This window comes from Nocardioides sp. GCM10027114 (genome assembly GCF_042659625.1).
In the GTDB taxonomy this organism is placed as follows: Bacteria; Actinomycetota; Actinomycetes; order Propionibacteriales; family Nocardioidaceae; genus Nocardioides.
Genome location: NZ_JBHSSS010000002.1, coordinates 134,306 through 150,601, shown reverse-complemented (window position 1 = coordinate 150,601; position 16,296 = coordinate 134,306). Strand labels below are relative to the sequence as shown.

17 protein-coding genes are annotated in these 16,296 nt (G+C 72.3%); 9 read left to right on the top strand and 8 right to left on the bottom strand.

Annotated elements, in window-relative coordinates; genetic code table 11:
- Positions 1–54: 54 nt before the first annotated feature.
- The 3 genes from ACFP2E_RS01265 to ACFP2E_RS01255 form a co-directional block, all read right to left on the bottom strand.
- Entirely contained in the window at positions 55–672 is a 618-nt protein-coding gene (locus ACFP2E_RS01265; protein WP_378521814.1) for a class F sortase, read from the bottom strand.
- 4 nt (positions 673–676) lie between these two features.
- On the bottom strand, positions 677–1,696 hold the full coding sequence (locus tag ACFP2E_RS01260) for a hypothetical protein (protein WP_378521813.1): 1,020 nt from the start codon (positions 1,694–1,696) through the stop codon (positions 677–679).
- 168 nt (positions 1,697–1,864) lie between these two features.
- Positions 1,865–2,878 carry a hypothetical protein gene (locus tag ACFP2E_RS01255; protein WP_378521812.1) on the bottom strand — a complete coding sequence of 338 codons (1,014 nt, stop codon included), beginning with the start codon at positions 2,876–2,878 and terminating at the stop codon, positions 1,865–1,867.
- Between the two features lie 190 nt (positions 2,879–3,068).
- On the opposite strand from ACFP2E_RS01255, the gene eat reads away from it, so the two are divergent.
- From eat to ACFP2E_RS01220, 7 genes are all read left to right on the top strand, one after another.
- A complete protein-coding gene (gene eat / locus ACFP2E_RS01250) occupies positions 3,069–4,511 on the top strand; it encodes an ethanolamine permease (RefSeq protein WP_378521811.1) in 1,443 nt (480 codons plus the stop codon).
- Between the two features lie 2 nt (positions 4,512–4,513).
- On the top strand, positions 4,514–5,905 hold the full coding sequence (locus tag ACFP2E_RS01245) for a glutamine synthetase family protein (protein WP_378521810.1): 1,392 nt from the start codon (positions 4,514–4,516) through the stop codon (positions 5,903–5,905).
- 2 nt (positions 5,906–5,907) lie between these two features.
- A complete protein-coding gene (locus ACFP2E_RS01240; protein ID WP_378521809.1) occupies positions 5,908–7,266 on the top strand; it encodes an aldehyde dehydrogenase family protein in 1,359 nt (452 codons plus the stop codon).
- A gap of 41 nt (positions 7,267–7,307) precedes the next feature.
- A complete protein-coding gene (locus tag ACFP2E_RS01235; RefSeq protein WP_378521808.1) occupies positions 7,308–8,087 on the top strand; it encodes a 3-oxoacyl-ACP reductase in 780 nt (259 codons plus the stop codon).
- Positions 8,088–8,100: 13 nt separating this feature from the next.
- The gene (locus ACFP2E_RS01230; RefSeq protein WP_378521807.1) at positions 8,101–8,811 is read left to right on the top strand and encodes a gamma-glutamyl-gamma-aminobutyrate hydrolase family protein; all 711 of its coding nucleotides are present in this window, start codon (positions 8,101–8,103) and stop codon (positions 8,809–8,811) included.
- Positions 8,812–8,833: 22 nt separating this feature from the next.
- The gene (locus tag ACFP2E_RS01225; RefSeq protein ID WP_378521806.1) at positions 8,834–9,814 is read left to right on the top strand and encodes an alpha/beta hydrolase; all 981 of its coding nucleotides are present in this window, start codon (positions 8,834–8,836) and stop codon (positions 9,812–9,814) included.
- 87 nt (positions 9,815–9,901) lie between these two features.
- The gene (locus tag ACFP2E_RS01220) at positions 9,902–10,423 is read left to right on the top strand and encodes an RDD family protein (protein WP_378522002.1); all 522 of its coding nucleotides are present in this window, start codon (positions 9,902–9,904) and stop codon (positions 10,421–10,423) included.
- Between the two features lie 17 nt (positions 10,424–10,440).
- Here the strand turns inward: ACFP2E_RS01220 and ACFP2E_RS01215 are convergent, their stop codons facing one another.
- The 4 genes from ACFP2E_RS01215 to ACFP2E_RS01200 are packed head-to-tail and all read right to left on the bottom strand — an operon-like array spanning position 10,441 to position 13,652.
- Positions 10,441–11,202 carry a sulfite exporter TauE/SafE family protein gene (locus ACFP2E_RS01215; protein WP_378521805.1) on the bottom strand — a complete coding sequence of 254 codons (762 nt, stop codon included), beginning with the start codon at positions 11,200–11,202 and terminating at the stop codon, positions 10,441–10,443.
- Complete coding sequence (locus tag ACFP2E_RS01210; protein WP_378522001.1) at positions 11,199–12,305, bottom strand: SPFH domain-containing protein; 1,107 nt, start codon at positions 12,303–12,305, stop codon at positions 11,199–11,201. The genes ACFP2E_RS01215 and ACFP2E_RS01210 overlap by 4 nt, the downstream gene beginning before the upstream one ends.
- A gap of 60 nt (positions 12,306–12,365) precedes the next feature.
- Positions 12,366–12,827: an NfeD family protein gene (locus tag ACFP2E_RS01205; protein ID WP_378521804.1), complete on the bottom strand. Its 462-nt coding sequence runs from the start codon at positions 12,825–12,827 to the stop codon at positions 12,366–12,368.
- A gap of 9 nt (positions 12,828–12,836) precedes the next feature.
- Entirely contained in the window at positions 12,837–13,652 is an 816-nt protein-coding gene (locus ACFP2E_RS01200; protein WP_378521803.1) for an ABC transporter ATP-binding protein, read from the bottom strand.
- A gap of 39 nt (positions 13,653–13,691) precedes the next feature.
- On the opposite strand from ACFP2E_RS01200, the gene ACFP2E_RS01195 reads away from it, so the two are divergent.
- Both ACFP2E_RS01195 and serB read left to right on the top strand, forming a co-directional pair.
- A complete protein-coding gene (locus ACFP2E_RS01195; RefSeq protein WP_378521802.1) occupies positions 13,692–14,429 on the top strand; it encodes a hypothetical protein in 738 nt (245 codons plus the stop codon).
- 83 nt (positions 14,430–14,512) lie between these two features.
- On the top strand, positions 14,513–15,748 hold the full coding sequence (gene serB, locus ACFP2E_RS01190; protein WP_378521801.1) for a phosphoserine phosphatase SerB: 1,236 nt from the start codon (positions 14,513–14,515) through the stop codon (positions 15,746–15,748).
- A 22-nt stretch (positions 15,749–15,770) separates the two neighbouring features.
- Here the strand turns inward: serB and ACFP2E_RS01185 are convergent, their stop codons facing one another.
- The gene (locus ACFP2E_RS01185; protein ID WP_378521800.1) at positions 15,771–16,295 is read right to left on the bottom strand and encodes a SixA phosphatase family protein; all 525 of its coding nucleotides are present in this window, start codon (positions 16,293–16,295) and stop codon (positions 15,771–15,773) included.
- Between the last annotated feature and the right edge of the window lies 1 nt (position 16,296).

Below are 16,296 nucleotides of genomic sequence, written 5' to 3'. Positions count from 1 at the left end.
AAACGCGAACCATCCTGCCAACACGCGGCCCCGACCGGCTATTCCGCGGCGCGGCTACTCCGGGACAGCAGTGACCACCACGTTGCTCAGGTAGCGGGTGCCGTCCCAGTCCTCGCACGTCACGAGCACGAGCCGTCCCGGCACCTCCTGGCTGAACAGCCGCTGGGCCTCGCGGGCGAGCGCACCCTTGCGGAACACCTGCGTGCGCTGGACGACGTAGTCGATCCGGCCGCGCGAGGTCGTCACCGTCACCACGTCGCCGGCCTCGAGCTGCTCGAGCCGGTTGAGCGCGCCGCCGCCGCCGTTGACGGTGTGGCCCGCGACCAGGGCGCTGCCGAGCTCGTCGCCCGGCCTGGCGCCGTCCGACCACCACCCGAGCCGCGTGGGGTCGGCCGGGGGGACGAGCGTGTCGTTCGGCGCCGTCACCGGCTCGACCGGGGCGCTGACGCCCAGCGCGGGGATCCGCACGCGCCTGGGCGCGCCCGGTCGCCACTCCCCCGGGGTCGCCTGGGCGGTGGTGCCGGTGCCGGGCGGCGGCAGTGTGCTCTCCGCCCGGCCGGGGATGTCGGTCTTGCTGGCCGTGGGCGCCTGCAGGAACCACGCGAGGCCCGCCGCCATGAGGACCGCACCCAGCAGCGCCGGCCACCAGGGACGGCGGGACTCCGCGGGCACGCGGTCAGCCCTGGACCGAGGAGCGGCGCCGCGCCGCGACGCCGCCGACCAGCGCGGCACCGAGCGCGACGACGCCCAGGGCACCCCACGGCGAGGCCACGAGCTCGACCACCGGGTTGGCGTCCTCGCCCGCGTCGACCGCGGTCGGCACGTCGGCGGCACCCTCGGCGGCGCCCTCGGCGGCGGCGGCCTTCTCGTCCGAGACGTCACCGGTGGAGGCGCGCACGCCCAGCACCTGCCCGTCCTGGGTCTCCTCCTCGACGGTCTCCCCGGCGGTGTCGTCGGTCGAGTCGCCGGTGCGCTCGCGCGACGCGGTGGTGATGCTGGAGTCGGTCTCGCACGGCTCGACCGAGAAGACCTTGCTCTTGGTGTCGTTGCCCAGCGAGCGCGGCGTCGCCACCGTGAGCTTCACGTGGTAGCCCTGCTGCGCGTGGGGCTCGCCGTCGAAGGAGAGCGTGTAGGTCTCGGTCCCGTCGAGGCCGGTCTCCGTCCCGGCACCGCTGGCGGGGTCCTCACCGACCCACACCTCGGTCGGGCCGGAGACCGAGAGGTCGACGTCGCGCGTCGGCGCCTGCATCGCGAACGAGACCGTCGAGACGACGTCCTCGCCCTCGTCGAAGCCGTACCACTCGACCTGGAACTCGCAGCCGGGGTGCGGGCTGTTCTGCGGGATCCCGTCCATCTCGCCGTAGGGCGCGACCTTGACCGTGCCGTTGTTGCCGGCCGGGTCGCCGGCTCCGCCGCCGTGCTCGCCCTTGCCCTTGCCCTTGCCCGACGCCGGCGCCTGCTGACCCGGGTTCTCCGGCTTGCCCTGCTGGCCCCGGTTCTCGGACTTGCCCTGCTGCTTGCGCCGGTTCTCCTGCTTGTCCTGCTGCTTGCGCTCCCCCTGCTTGGCGTGGCCGTGGGCGTGGCCCTTGCCCTTGCCGTTCCCGGGCTCGGCCAGCGCCGGGGCAGCGGTCCCCCAGGCGGTCAGGCCGAGGACGGCAGCGGCGGCGACGGATCGGACGTGGACGGGGCGTGACATGTCGGGTCTCCTGACTCCCCCAGGCAGGCACCTGGCTCGACGGCGGTGGTCCGGCGACGTCGTACGACGTGTCCGGATGTCGAACGGATTTCCCCGGACCTCCGCGGGTGCAAACCCGCAGAGGTCCGGAATCCGTGCGGACGTGTCGAAGACCACGTCCGCGCGCGGTCAGGCTCCGGCTCGCCGGCGGGCGGCGGCGCCGCCGAGCAGCGCTGCTCCCGCGCCGACGGCCAGCAGGCCACCCCACGGCGAGGAGGCGGCGTCCGCCATGGTGGCGCCGAGGCCGCCGGCGTCGACCGAGGTCGGCACCGACGAGTCGTCCCCGGCGCGCTCGGCGGCGGCTGCCTCCACGGCGGACTCCTCGTCCGCGGCGGAAGCCTGCACACCGAGCACCTGCGGCGCCTTGCCGGACGCGGGGGTGCCGATGTCGGCACCCGTGGCGGCGCACGCCTCCACCCAGAACACCTTCGACTTGGTGTCGTTGCCGAGCGAGTGTGGCGTGGTGACCGTGAGCTTCACGTGGTAGCCCTGCTGGCGGTGCGGCTCGCCGTCGAAGGAGAGCGTGTAGGCCTCCTTCCCGTCGAGGCCGCTGTCGGTGCCGGCGCCGGAGGCGGCGTCCTCGCCGACCCACACCTCGGCCGGGCCGTCCACGGTGAGCACGGTGTCGGCGGTGGGAGCCTGCATCGCGAACGTGACGGTCGAGACGACGTCCTCGCCCTCGTCGAAGCCGTACCACTCGACGTCGAAGGTGCAGCCGGGGTGCGGGGAGTTCTGCGGGATCCCGTCGAGCTCGCCGTGCGGCGAGATCTTCACGGTCCCGTTGTTGCCGGCCGGGTCTCCGGCGTCGTCGTCCGCGTCGCCCTCGGAGTCGTCGCCCTCGTCGGACTCGCCGTCGTCCTCGGGGTCCGACTCCTCGTCGGTGTCGTCCCCGTCGCCCTCGTCGTCGGTGTCCTCGTCGCCGGTGTCGGTGTCGTCGCTGTCCTCGTCGTCGGTGTCGGTGTCGTCGGTGTCGTCGGTGTCGTCAGGGGTCTCGTGACCCTTCTTCTTGCCGTCCTGCTGGGAGTGCTCGCCACCCCGGCCGGAGCCCGGGTCCGCGACCGCCGGGCTCGCCCCGAGAGCCGCCGCGGCAAGCGCGGCGGTGACGGCGAGTCCGTGACGGACGGCGTTCTTTCGTGTCGTCATGACCAAGCAAACGACACCGACGTGATTCGTTACGGCCCGTGACCGAAGTGATCGTCATCCGCGACCTGTACGGACGAGGGTGGCACTCGCCCCGCGAGTTCCTTGTGGCGGCGTGTCGCGCGGCACTAGCCTGCCCACACCCCCCGGGTCCGGGTCCCGGTTCTTCTTCTCGACGGGAAGGAACACACCCATGGCTGCACACGGCAAGGGCCACCACCACGGTGGAGTCGAGTACGAGCGCGAGGGCGACGAGTACTTCGCCGAGCGCCAGCTCCAGGGCGGCGTCGCCGGCTGGGTGCTGCTGGCCGGTCTCGGCGTCGCCTACGTCATCTCGGGTGACTTCGCCGGGTGGAACTTCGGCCTGGCCGAGGGCGGCTGGGGTGGTCTGCTCTTCGCCACGCTGATCATGGGCGCGATGTACCTCTTCATGGTCTTCGGGCTCGCGGAGCTGTCCTCGGCGATCTCGACCACCGGCGGCGGCTACGCCTTCGCCCGCCGCGCGCTCGGGCCGTGGGGAGGCTTCCTGACCGGCACCGCGATCCTCGTCGAGTACGCCATCGCCCCCGCCGCGATCGCGAACTTCATCAGCGCCTACGTCGACTCGCTCATCGGCATCAGCGGCCCGATCGTCTTCCTCGTCTTCTACGTCGTCTTCGTGGGTCTGCACCTCTACGGCGTGGGCGAGGCGCTGCGGCTGATGTTCGCGATCACCGCGATCGCGGTCGTGGCGCTCGCCGTCTTCGTCGTCGCCGCGGCCCTGAAGTTCGACGCGTCCAACCTGACCGACATCGCCCCCACCGACGCAGCCGGCGCCAGCGAGCTGCTGCCGTTCGGCCTGGTCGGCATCTGGGCGGCACTCCCCTACGCCATCTGGTTCTTCCTCGCCGTCGAGGGCGTGCCGCTGGCGGCCGAGGAGACCAAGGACCCGGCGAAGTCGATGCCCAAGGGCATCATCGCGGCCATGCTGACGCTGCTGGCGTTCGCGGCGCTCATCCTCGTCGTCGCCCCGGGCGCCGCCGGCGCCTCGGTGATCCAGGAGTCCGGCAACCCGCTCGTCGACACCCTCGAGGCGGCGTACGGCGGCTCGAACGCGGTCAGCACCTTCGTCAACATCGTCGGCCTGCTCGGCCTGATCGCCAGCTTCTTCTCGATCATCTACGCCTACTCGCGCCAGACGTTCGCGCTGTCGCGGGCTGGGTACCTGCCGAAGGTGCTCTCGAAGACCGGCACCCGCAAGACGCCGTACCTCGCGCTGATCGTGCCCGGCGTCATCGGCTTCGTCATGGCGGTCCTCAACCAGGGCGACCTGCTCATCCTGGTCGCCGTCTTCGGCGCCACGATCTCCTACGTGCTGATGATGCTGTCGCACATCGTGCTGCGGGTCCGCGAGCCCGAGCTCGAGCGGCCGTACCGCACGCCGGGCGGCGTCGTGACCACGGGCATCGCGCTGGTGCTGGCCTGCGTCGCCGTCGTCGCCGGCTTCCTCGTCGAGCCGCGCGTGCTGATCGTCACCGCCGTCGTCTTCGCGCTGGCCATCGCCTACTTCGGCCTCTACAGCCGCCACCACATCGTCCAGGGCGCTCCCGAGGAGGAGTTCGCCGACATCGAGAAGGCCGAGAAGGGACTGCACTGACAGTGAGCCACCTGACCGAGGGAACCGACCAGCCGGTCAACGACCGCATGCTCACGCTCGACCGGCTGCGACACCTCGTCGCAGGTGGCGAGGTCGACACGGTGGTCATGGCCTTCACCGACATGCAGGGCCGACTGCAGGGCAAGCGGCTGCACGCGCAGTACTTCCTCGACGTCGCACTCTCCGCCGGCACCGAGGGCTGCAACTACCTGCTCGCGGTGGACGTCGACATGAACACCGTGGACGGCTACGCCATCTCGTCGTGGGACAAGGGCTACGGCGACATGGAGTTCGTCCCGGACTGGAGCACGTTACGGCTGCTGACCTACCTGCCGGCGACCGCGATGGTGCAGTGCGACCTGCTGTGGCCCGACCACAGCCCCGTCGCCGAGTCGCCCCGCGCCATCCTGCAGAAGCAGGTCGACCGGGCCCGCGAGATGGGCTTCACCGCACACGCAGGCACGGAGCTGGAGTTCATCGTCTTCGAGGACACCTACGAGGAGGCGTTCGCCTCGAACTACCAGGGGCTGCGCGGGGCCAACCAGTACAACGTCGACTACTCCATCCTCGGCACCACCCGGGTCGAGCCGCTGCTGCGCGACATCCGCAACCACATGTACGCCGCGGGGCTGGACGTCGAGGGCGCCAAGGGCGAGTGCAACTTCGGCCAGCACGAGATCGGCTTCCTCTACAACGACGTCGTGGTGACCGCCGACAACCACGCGGTCTACAAGAACGCCGCCAAGGAGATCGCCGCCCAGCACGGCAAGTCGATCACCTTCATGGCCAAGTACGACCAGCGCGAGGGCAACTCCTGCCACATCCACCTCTCGCTGCGCGGCGTCGACGGCGACCTGGTGTTCTGGGACCAGGAGCTCAACGCCCGGACCGCCCTCTACGACCAGTTCGTGGCGGGCCTGCTCGCGACGGCGCGCGACTTCACGCTGCTGTACGCGCCCAACGTCAACTCCTACAAGCGCTTCGCCGACGCGTCGTTCGCGCCGACCGCAGTCGCGTGGGGGCTCGACAACCGGACCTGCTCGATCCGGCTGGTCGGTCAGGGCGCGTCCGCCCGACTCGAGAACCGGATCCCGGGCGGGGACGTGAACCCCTACCTGGCGCTGGCGGCGATGCTCGCCGGCGGCCTCCACGGCATCGAGCAGGGGCTCGACCCGGTGCCCGAGACGGAGGGCAACGCCTACAAGTCGGGGGCCGAGCGGGTGCCGACGACGCTGCGCGAGGCCCGGGATGCGTTCACCGACTCGAAGGTGGCACGATCTGCCCTCGGTGACGCGGTCGTGGACCACTACACGAACATGGCCGACGTCGAGCTCCGCGCCTTCGAGGCCGCGGTCACCGACTGGGAGCTCCGGCGCGGCTTCGAGAGGCTCTAGGGATGTCCGAGCTGTTCACGGTCGTCAACCCGGCCGATGCCAAGCCCCTGACCGATGTGCCGCTGGCGTCCGAGGCGGAGGCCGACCGGGCCATCGAGGCCGCCCAGGAGGCGTTCCACTCCTGGCGCGCCGTCGCCCCCGGCGAGCGGGCCGCCCTGCTGCGCCACTTCGCGGCGGTGATCGACGCGCACGTCGACGAGCTCGCCGAGCTGGAGGTCCGCAACGCCGGCCACACCTGGGGCAACGCCCGCTGGGAGGCCGGCAACGTCCGCGACTGCCTCAACTACTACGCCGGCGCGCCCGAGCGACTGTTCGGCCGGCAGATCCCGGTGCCCGGCGGCACCGACGTCACGTTCCACGAGCCGCTCGGCGTCGTCGGGATCATCGTCCCGTGGAACTTCCCCATGCCGATCCTCGGCTGGGGCATGGCGCCCGCCCTCGCGGCCGGCAACACCGTCGTCCTCAAGCCCGCCGAGCTGACGCCGCTCACCGCGATCCGGATCGGCGAGCTCGCCCTCGAGGCGGGGCTGCCCGAGCACGTCTTCACGGTGGTCCCAGGCAAGGGCTCCGTCGTCGGCCAGCGCTTCGTCACCCACCCGCTCGTGCGCAAGGTGGCCTTCACCGGCTCCACCGAGGTCGGCAAGCAGATCATGCGCGGCTGCGCCGAGCAGGTGAAGCGGGTGACCCTCGAGCTGGGCGGCAAGTCCTCGAACATCGTCTTCGCCGACGCCGACCTGAAGGCAGCCGCGGCCGCCGCGCCGTACGCCGTCTTCGACAACGCCGGGCAGGACTGCTGCGCCCGGTCCCGGATCCTCGTCCAGCGCTCGGCGTACGACGAGCTCCTCTCCCTGCTCGAGCCCGCCGTGACCGGCATGCGCGTGCTCGACCCCAGCGACGAGAGCAGCGAGATGGGGCCGCTCATCTCCGCGCAGCAGAAGGCCCGGGTGCAGGGCTACCTCGACGGTGTCGAGGTGGCCTTCGCGGGCTCCACGCCGGGCGGTGACGGCTTCTGGGTGCCGCCGACGGTCGTCCTCGCCGACGACCCCGGGGCGCCGATCTGGCGGGAGGAGGTGTTCGGTCCCGTCGTGGCGGTGATGCCGTTCGACGACGAGGCCGACGCCGTGGCGCTCGCCAACGACACGGAGTACGGCCTGTCCGGCTCCATCTTCACCAGCGACCTGGGTCGGGGGCTCAGGGTCGCGCGCGGCGTCGAGGCCGGCAACCTCAGCGTCAACTCCAACTCCGCGGTGCGCTACTGGACGCCGTTCGGCGGCTACAAGCAGTCCGGCCTCGGCCGGGAGCTCGGCCCCGACGCGCCCCAGGCGTTCACCGAGGAGAAGAACGTCTTCATCGCGCACTGACCCCCGGGTCGGTCCGTCTCACACCCCCGAAAGGAACACCCATGCCAGGACGCCTCCAGGGCAAGACCGCCGTCGTCACCGGCGGCTGCTCGGGCATCGGCCTCGCCACCGTCAACCGCTTCGTCGAGGAGGGCGCACGCGTCGTCATCGGCGACATCGACGACGAGCGCGGCCACGCCCTCGTCGGCCAGCTGGGCGGCACCGACCAGGCGACGTACGTCCGGGTCGACGTCACCGACAAGGAGCAGGTCGACGCGCTGTTCAGGACGGCGAAGGAGACCTACGGCTCGGTCGACATCGCGTTCAACAACGCCGGCATCTCGCCCCCGGAGGACGACTCCATCCTCGACACCGACCTCGACGCCTGGCGCCGGGTGCAGGAGGTCAACCTCACCAGCGTCTACCTGTGCTGCAAGGCCGCGCTCCCCTACATGCTCGAGCAGCGGTCGGGGTCGATCATCAACACCGCCTCGTTCGTGGCCGTCATGGGCGCCGCCACCTCGCAGATCTCCTACTCGGCGTCCAAGGGTGGCGTGCTGTCGATGTCGCGCGAGCTCGGCGTGCAGTTCGCCCGCGAGGGGGTGCGGGTCAACGCGCTCTGCCCGGGACCGGTCAACACCCCGCTGCTGCAGGAGCTCTTCGCCAAGGACCCGGAGCGGGCCGCGCGCCGGCTGGTGCACGTCCCGATGGGCCGGTTCGCCGAGCCCGTGGAGATGGCCAACGCCGTGGTCTTCCTCGCCTCCGACGAGTCGAGCTTCATCACGGCCAACACCTTCCTGGTCGACGGCGGCATCTCGGGCGCCTACGTCACCCCGCTGTGAGGCGGGCCGGTTCGTGACCGCACCACTCATCGGGCTGACCACCTACCGCGAGGACGCCGCGTGGGGCGTCTGGCACCAGCGCGCCGACGTGCTGCCCGCGCAGTACGCCGCCGCCGTCGAGGCCACCGGGGGCATCCCCGTGCTGCTGCCGCCCGTCACCCAGCCCGGGGCGGCGGACGCCGTGGTGGCGCGGCTGGACGGACTGGTCATCAGCGGCGGCGCCGACGTCGACCCGGAGCGGTACGGCGCGGCGCCGCACGAGCGGACCGCCGGCTGGCGCCCCGACCGCGACGCGTGGGAGCTCGCGCTCCTCGACGCGGCCGAGGCGGCGGCGCTGCCGGTGCTCGGGGTCTGCCGCGGCATGCAGCTGATGGCCGTCCACGCCGGCGGCAAGCTCGACCAGCACACGCCGGACCTCGTCGGGCACGAGCAGCACAGCCCCGGCGGCGACACGTTCGGCGACATCGACGTGACCACGGTGGGCGGCACCCGGGTGGCCGGGCTGCTGGGGGACGCACTACGCGTCTCCTGCCACCACCACCAGTCGGTCGCCTCGCACCCGGGCTACCTGCCGGCGGCGCACGCCGCCGACGGGACGCTCGAGGCCATGGAGGCGACCGGCGAGCGGTTCTGCGTCGCCGTCCAGTGGCACCCGGAGACCGCCGAGGACGTGGGTCTGCTCGCCGGGCTGGTGCGCGCGGCCGCCTCCTACGAGCGGCCCTGACGAGAGGCCCTAGGGTTCAGGCATGACCTACCCGGCCCCGCCCACGGACGTGCTGGGCGCGCCGTACACCGCGGAGACGATCGCCTTCCCGCCGGACCGCGAGGGACCCGTGGTGGCGACGCTGGTGAAGCGGCCCGCCGACTCCCCCACCCGCCGGGCGGTCCTGCACGTGCACGGCTTCGCCGACTACTTCTTCCAGACCGAGTACGCCGAGTGGTGGAACGCCCGAGGCTACGACTTCTACGCCGTCGACCTGCGCAAGTACGGCCGGTCGCTGCGGCCGCACCAGACGCCCAACTTCGTGACGGACCTCGCGGAGTACTGGCCCGACCTCGACGCCGCCTGGCAGCGGGTCACCGAGCGCGACGGCCACGACCACGTGGTGCTGAGCGCCCACTCCACGGGCGGGCTGACGATCTCGCTGTGGGCGGACGCCCGGAAGCCCGCCGCCGCCGGCCTGGTGCTCAACTCGCCGTGGTTCGACATGCACGGCTCGATGCTGGTCCGCACTGTCGGCATGGCGGTGGTGAAGGGGCTCGGCGCCCGGCAGCCGCTGCGCGAGATCAAGCGCGAGGTGACCGGCTTCTACACCCGCAGCCTCCACCGCGACCACGAGGGCGAGTGGGAGTTCGACCTGGCGTGGAAGCCGGTCGAGTCGTGGCCGGTCTACGCCGGCTGGCTGCGCGCGATCCGGCACGGCCACGCCCGGCTGCACCGCGGCCTCGACGTCGGCTGCCCGGCGCTGGTGATGTCGTCGCTGGGCAGCGCCCAACCGGTCGAGATGGGCGACGACGTCCACCGCCACGACATCGTCCTCGACGTCCGGCAGATCCGCCGGTGGGCGACCTCGCTCGGCCGCCACGTCACCAGCGTCGCCATCCAGGACGCCCGGCACGACGTGGTCCTGTCGCTCCCGGACGTCCGCAAGCGCGTCTACGACGAGATGGGCCGCTGGGTCGAGTCGTACGTCGAGTCGCAGCCGATCAGCGTGGGTGACGGGTAGCAGACCACCCGAATGGGCCATGCGGACCCGGGCGCGGCGCTCCTAACGTGGAGGTGAACCGACACGAGGAGGCCTCCCGTGACCGACATGCCCACCCATCCCCAGCAGAGCGGAGAGGCTGTCAGCGGCCATCCGGGCGAGCTGCTGGACAGGTTCCTGGCCCGACTCATCGACGGCGTGCTCCTCGGGATCGCCTACTCGATCCTGTCCGCGATCTTCTCGCCGATCTTCCGGCGCGGCCTGGTCTACTCGACCGGCGAGATCTTCCTCTACAGCCTCTTCCTGTCGATCTCGTTCGTCGCGGTCGCGATCGGCTACTTCGCCTACTTGGAGTCCACGCGTGGCCAGACCCTCGGCAAGATGCTGATGAAGCTCGAGGTGCACGGCCCCGACGGCTCCCTGCCCACGATGGAGCAGGCGGTCCGCCGCAACGCGTTCTACGCGATCCAGCTGATCACGATCATCCCGTTCGTCGGCTGGGTCGTCGGACCCCTGGCGTCCCTCGCGGTCGTGATCCTGATCGCGGTGTCGATCAACAACGACCCGAACCGGCGCCAGGGCTACCACGACCAGTTCGCGGGCGGCACCTACGTGCTCAAGCGCGGCTGAACCACCCGGGCGGCAGGTCAGCGGAGCAGGTTGACGAGGGCGACCACGCCCACGACGACGATCACGCCGCGGAGCACGACCGCGGGGAGCCGCCGTCCGACGCCGGCGCCGATCTGCCCGCCCACGACCGAGCCGAGCGCGATGAGTCCGGCCGCGGCCCAGTCGACGTCGGCGACGAGCACGAAGACCAGCGCGGAGACGGTGTTGACGAGCAGCGCCAGCACGTTCTTGGTGGCGTTGTGGCGCTGCAGGTCGTCGTCGATGCCGATGCCGAGCACGGCGACCAGCAGCACCCCCTGGGCCGCTCCGAAGTAGCCGCCGTAGACGCCGGTGCCGAAGACGGCCGGCCATACCCAGGGGGCACCATGGTCGGGCAGTCCCCCGCGGGCGGCGTGCCGGGCCGCGACCCGACGGCCGATTGCCGGGCCGAGCACCACGAGCGTGACCCCGAGCGCGATGAGCACCGGCACGATCGCCCCGAAGGCGGCGGCAGGCAGCACCAGCAGCAGCAGCGCGCCGGCGACGCCGCCGAGCACGGAGGCGGGGGCCAGCCGCCGCAGCCGCTCCCGCTGCCCGACGAGCTCGCGTCGGTAACCGATCGCCCCGGACAGGCTGCCCGGCACCAGGCCGATCGTGTTGGAGACGTTGGCCGTCACCGGCGGCACGCCGAACGCCAGCAGGGTCGGGAACGTGATCAGCGTTCCCGACCCCACGACCGTGTTGATGGTCCCGGCCGCGACCCCGGCCAGCAGGACCGCGGCGATCTCCAGCCCGGTCACGGACCGGTGGGAGCCTCCCCGCTCGACCCGGAGTCACCCTCCGGCACGTCGGCGGACTTGCCGGCCCCCGGGTTGGCGGCGGTCGCGGCCTCCGCGATCGCGGCCTCGACCGCCTCGCTGGTGCTGCGCAGCTCGGCGTCCTCCTGGGCGCCGCGCTCGAGCTGCGGCTCGCTCGGGCCCATGTCGACCCGCTTCCGAGGCTCCGCGTCCTGCGGGATGCCCTGCAGGTTGTTCATGGTGGAACCGAGGCCCTCGAGCGCCTTGCCGATCTCGCTGGGGACGATCCACACCTTGTTGGCGTCGCCCTCGGCGATCTTCGGCATCATCTGGAGGTACTGGTAGGCGAGCAGCGACTGGTCGGGCTGCCCGTCGTGGATGGCCTGGAAGACCGTCTGGATGGCCTGGCCCTCACCCTGCGCGCGGAGGATCGCGGCCTCGCGGTCGGCCTGGGCCCGCAGGATCTGCGACTCGCGGTCACCCTCGGCGTTGAGGATCGCGGACTGCTTGGCGCCCTCGGCCGTGAGGATCGCGGACTGCCGCTGGCCCTCGGCGGCGAGGATGGCGGCCCGCTTGTCGCGGTCGGCGCGCATCTGCTTCTCCATCGAGTCCTTGATCGACGGCGGCGGGTCGATCCCCTTGAGCTCGACGCGGTTGACGCGGATGCCCCACTTGCCGGTCGCCTCGTCGAGGACGCCGCGCAGCCGGCTGTTGATCGCGTCGCGGCTGGTGAGCGTCTCCTCGAGGTCCATGCCGCCGACGATGTTGCGCAGCGTGGTCATGGTGAGCTGCTCGACCGCCTGGATGTAGTTGGCGATCTCGTAGGTCGCCGACACCGGGTCGGTGACCTGGAAGTAGATGACCGTGTCGATGGAGACGACCAGGTTGTCCTCGGTGATCACCGGCTGCGGCGGGAACGAGACCACCTGCTCGCGCAGGTCGATCATGTAGCGCACCCGGTCGATGAAGGGGACGACCACGTTGAGTCCGGCGGGCAGGGTGCCCTTGTACTTGCCGAAGCGCTCGACGATGCCGGCGCGGGCCTGCGGGACGATCCGGATGGTCTTCGCGAGGAGGACCACCACGAACAGGAACAGCAGGGCCATCAGGACCAGTAGGAATTCCACGGTCAGGCTCCTCTCAGTGCCGAGAACACGGCGTAGACGTCACGGCTCCAGCTTGGGAAGCGGATGGACGTACGCCGTGGCGCCCCGGATCTCCAGGACCTCGACGGTCTCCCCCGCATCGATGGTCAGCGTCTCGTCGAACGGCTGCGCCGACCAGATCTCGCCGCCGAGCCGCACCTGGCCGGGTGTGACGGCGCTGATGGACTCGGTCACGATCCCCTGCCGGCCCACGAGCTTGCCGTGGCCGAGCTGGAGCTCGGGGCCGTTGTGCATGCGCCTGACGAGGTTGGGACGGACCAGGGCCAGCATCGCCGCCGACGCGCCCGCGACGGCGAGGAGCTGAACCGCGACCGGGGCGCCGAGCAGGGCGGTGACCACGCCGGCCAGCGTTCCGATGGCGAGCATCAGCAGGATCAGGTCGAGGCCGAGCATCTCGGCCGCGCCGAGCGCGATACCGAGCCCCAGCCACGCCTGCCACGCGTGCTCCTGGAACCACTCCATGCAGTGACCCTAGCCGCTGACCGGTGAGGTCGCCTGCCGTCTGGTGCGGCGGCGCGCCGCGAAGCGGCCGTCCTCCCGGGTCACCTGCAGCGGCATCCCGAAGGTCGCCGAGAGGTGGGGCTCGGTGACCACCTCGTCGACGGGTCCGGCAGCCACGACCTGCCCCTGACGGAGCAGGAGCGCGTGGGTGAACCCGGGCGGGATCTCCTCGACGTGGTGGGAGACCAGCACGGTCGCCGGCGAGTCCGGGTCGGTGGCCAGCACCGACATCGTCGACACGAGGTCCTCGCGGCCACCGAGGTCGAGCCCGGCGGCCGGCTCGTCGAGCAGCAGCAGCTCCGGGTCGGTCATCAGCGCCCGGGCGATCTGCACCCGCTTCCGCTCCCCTTCGCTGAGGGTGCCGAACGTGCGGTCCTCGAGGTGCGCGATGCCGACCTCGACGAGCAGGTCGCGCGCCCGGTCGTGGTCGAGGTGGTCGTAGGTCTCGCGCCAGCGCCCCACCACGCCGTACGACGCCGACACGACGACGTCGTGGACCCGCTCGCTGCGCGGGATGCGGTCGGTCAGCGCGGCGCTGGTGATCCCGATCCGCGGGCGGAGGTCGAAGACATCGACGGTCCCGAGCACCTCGTCGAGGATGCCGGCGACGCCGGAGCTGGGGTGGATCTGGGCGGACGCGACCTGCAGCAGGGTGGTCTTGCCGGCACCGTTGGGGCCCAGCACCACCCACCGCTCGTCGGCGTGGACGGTCCAGCTGACCCGGTCGAGGAGGGTGGCCCTGCCCCGCCGGACGGTGACGTCGGCGAACTCGAGCACGGCGGACATGACGGCAACCCTAGGGCACCCTGCGTATCGTCGTTCGCCGTGACCTCCGACCTCCCCGTCTCCGCCGTGCTCGCGTGGTGGGGCACCGCGTGGCTCCGCGGTCACGCGGCGCCCGACGACCTGCTCGACGCGGTGATCGGCGGCGACGCGACCCACGCCGTCGCCGGGATGCCGGCACCGGACGGGGAGGGCACCACCACGCTGCTGGCGGGGCTGGCCGCGTTGCGCGCCGCCGGTGCGAGCGCGCTCGGCTGTGCCGTGCCGACGCCCGGCGACCCGGTCGGCCTCGGCGGGCCGCGGGAGTTCAACAGCGCCGCCCTCGAGGCCGGCCAGGCCGTGGTCGCGACCGGCACGGGGCTCGGCCTGGTCCCGCAGCGGGTGGGCGCGGCGGTCGTGTGGCAGGTGCTGCCCGCCGACCGGCGGCCGCTGCCCGACGTCGGCGAGGCGGACCGCGCGCTGCGTCGGGCGCTCCTCGACACCGCCGACGCTCTCGCCGCCCTCGACGTCGCCCGGTGGCGGCCGGAGGTGGCCGACGAGCTCATGGACCTGCGCCACCCGCGACCGGTAGCCGCGCCGCCCGGCACCCCGGCCCGCTGCCTCGACCTCGCCGGTCGCGGGCTGCAGGCGATCACGATCGTCGACCTGGCCCTCGAGGACGACGGCGGCGCCGTGTCGGCGCACGAGATGCAGCGGCGGCGGGACGCGCTGCAGCCGCTCGCGACGGCCGGCCGGCACGCGGTGGTGGCCGCCTGCTCGCCCGAGGTCTGGCCGGAGTGAGGCCCGACTGATGGCCGGAGTGAGGCCCGACTGATGGCCGGAGTGAGGCGGGAGGCCTCCGGGCCGCTAGCCTCGTGCCCGCCATGGAGCACAGCGACGCCACCCACGGGGACGCCCCGCAGACCCTGCTGATCACCCTCACCGGGAGGGACCGGCCGGGCGTCACCTCCACCGTCTTCGACACCCTGTCCCGCGCCGGCGTCGAGGTCCTCGACATCGAGCAGATCCTGCTCCGCGGCCGGCTCGTGCTCGGTGTCCTGGTCACGCTCCCCCGCGACTGGAAGCGGCTGCGCGACGCCGTCGAGCGCACGGCGCAGGAGCTCGACATGACCGTCGAGACCGAGCGCGGGGTCGGCGACAACAAGCCGCGTCGCGAGGGGCGCGCCCACGTCACCGTCATCGGTACGCCGCTGCGCGCGGCCGCCATGGCGGCGGTGGCCGGCCGGATCGCCGACAGCGGCGCCAACATCGACCGCATCGAGCGGATGGCGCGCTACCCCGTCACCGCCATCGACCTCCACGTCTCCGGCGCCGACCCCGACAAGCTGCGCGCGCTGCTCGCCCTCGAGGCCGCGAAGCAGGGCATCGACGTGGCGGTGCAGCCCGCCAACCTGATGCGACGCGGGATGCGGCTCATCGTCATGGACGTCGACTCGACGCTGGTCCAGGGCGAGGTCATCGAGATGCTCGCCGCCCACGCGGGGCACGAGGCCGAGGTCGCGGAGATCACCGAGCGGGCCATGCGCGGCGAGCTCGACTTCGAGGAGTCGCTGCGGGCCCGGGTCGCGCTGCTCGAGGGCCTCGACGCGAGCGCTCTCGACCGGGTCCACGACGACCTCCAGCTCGCGCCGGGCGCGCGCACCATGGTCCGCGTGCTGCGCCGCCTCGGCTACCGCTTCGCCATCGTCTCCGGCGGGTTCAGCCAGATCACCGACCGGCTCGCCTACGAGCTCGGCATCCACTTCTCGCGCGCCAACGAGCTCGAGGTCGTCGACGGGAAGCTCACCGGCCGCATCGTGGGCGACGTCGTCGACCGCGCCGGCAAGGCGGCAGCGCTGCGCCAGTTCGCCGCCGAGGTGGGCGTCCCGGTGGCCTCGGTCATCGCCATCGGCGACGGCGCCAACGACCTCGACATGCTCAGCGCCGCCGGCCTCGGGATCGCCTACAACGCCAAGCCGGTGGTCCGCGACGCCGCGGACACCGCGGTGAACGTCCCCTACCTCGACGCGATCATGTACCTCCTCGGGATCTCCCGGGAGGAGATCGAGGCCGCCGACGCCGAGGCCGGCATCGTCACCCCCGCGCCGCCGCTCGGCTGACCGGGCCGGGTCCGGCCGCGGCTCAGCCGCGTCCGACGTGGAAGGCCTCGAGCCGCGCCGTGCCCTCCGCGAGGTCGCCCCAGCTGCCCTCGTAGGCGAACACCGCGATCCCGCTCGTGGGGTAGCCCGCCATCATCTCCGCCGACGCGCCGGCGTCGCCGTCACCGTCGTCGAGCAGGCTGGCGAGCGTGGCGACGGTCGGGTTGTGCCCGACGACCACGAGGGTCGTGGCCTCGTCGGGGGTCAGCCGCACCAGGTCGAGAGCGGTCTCCGGCGAAGCGGCGTAGAGGCCGCGGTCGAGGTCCGCCTCGACGTCCCAGCCGGCGCCCCGGGCGAGCGACTCCCAGGTCCCGACGGCACGCGACGCCGCCGAGACCAGGGCGTGGTCCGGACTGATGCCGCGGGCCGCCAGCCAGCGGCCGGCGGCGGCCGCGTCGTCGTGCCCGCGGTCGGTGAGCCGTCGCTCGAAGTCGGTGGGGCCGTCCTGCTCGGCCTTGCTGTGCCGGACCACCACGAGGTGGCGCGTCCGTCGCTGCTGCTGCTGCACG

Excerpts from the sequence above, each read along its gene's own strand:
- ACFP2E_RS01260 (WP_378521813.1), bottom strand. The coding sequence starts at position 1,696 with ATGTCACGCCCCGTCCACGTCCGATCCGTCGCCGCCGCTGCCGTCCTC.
- ACFP2E_RS01255 (WP_378521812.1), bottom strand. The coding sequence starts at position 2,878 with ATGACGACACGAAAGAACGCCGTCCGTCACGGACTCGCCGTCACCGCC.
- eat (WP_378521811.1), top strand. The coding sequence starts at position 3,069 with ATGGCTGCACACGGCAAGGGCCACCACCACGGTGGAGTCGAGTACGAG.
- ACFP2E_RS01240 (WP_378521809.1), top strand. The coding sequence starts at position 5,908 with ATGTCCGAGCTGTTCACGGTCGTCAACCCGGCCGATGCCAAGCCCCTG.
- ACFP2E_RS01235 (WP_378521808.1), top strand. The coding sequence starts at position 7,308 with ATGCCAGGACGCCTCCAGGGCAAGACCGCCGTCGTCACCGGCGGCTGC.
- ACFP2E_RS01225 (WP_378521806.1), top strand. The coding sequence starts at position 8,834 with ATGACCTACCCGGCCCCGCCCACGGACGTGCTGGGCGCGCCGTACACC.
- ACFP2E_RS01220 (WP_378522002.1), top strand. The coding sequence starts at position 9,902 with ATGCCCACCCATCCCCAGCAGAGCGGAGAGGCTGTCAGCGGCCATCCG.
- ACFP2E_RS01210 (WP_378522001.1), bottom strand. The coding sequence starts at position 12,305 with ATGGCCCTGCTGTTCCTGTTCGTGGTGGTCCTCCTCGCGAAGACCATC.
- ACFP2E_RS01205 (WP_378521804.1), bottom strand. The coding sequence starts at position 12,827 with ATGGAGTGGTTCCAGGAGCACGCGTGGCAGGCGTGGCTGGGGCTCGGT.
- ACFP2E_RS01200 (WP_378521803.1), bottom strand. The coding sequence starts at position 13,652 with ATGTCCGCCGTGCTCGAGTTCGCCGACGTCACCGTCCGGCGGGGCAGG.
- serB (WP_378521801.1), top strand. The coding sequence starts at position 14,513 with ATGGAGCACAGCGACGCCACCCACGGGGACGCCCCGCAGACCCTGCTG.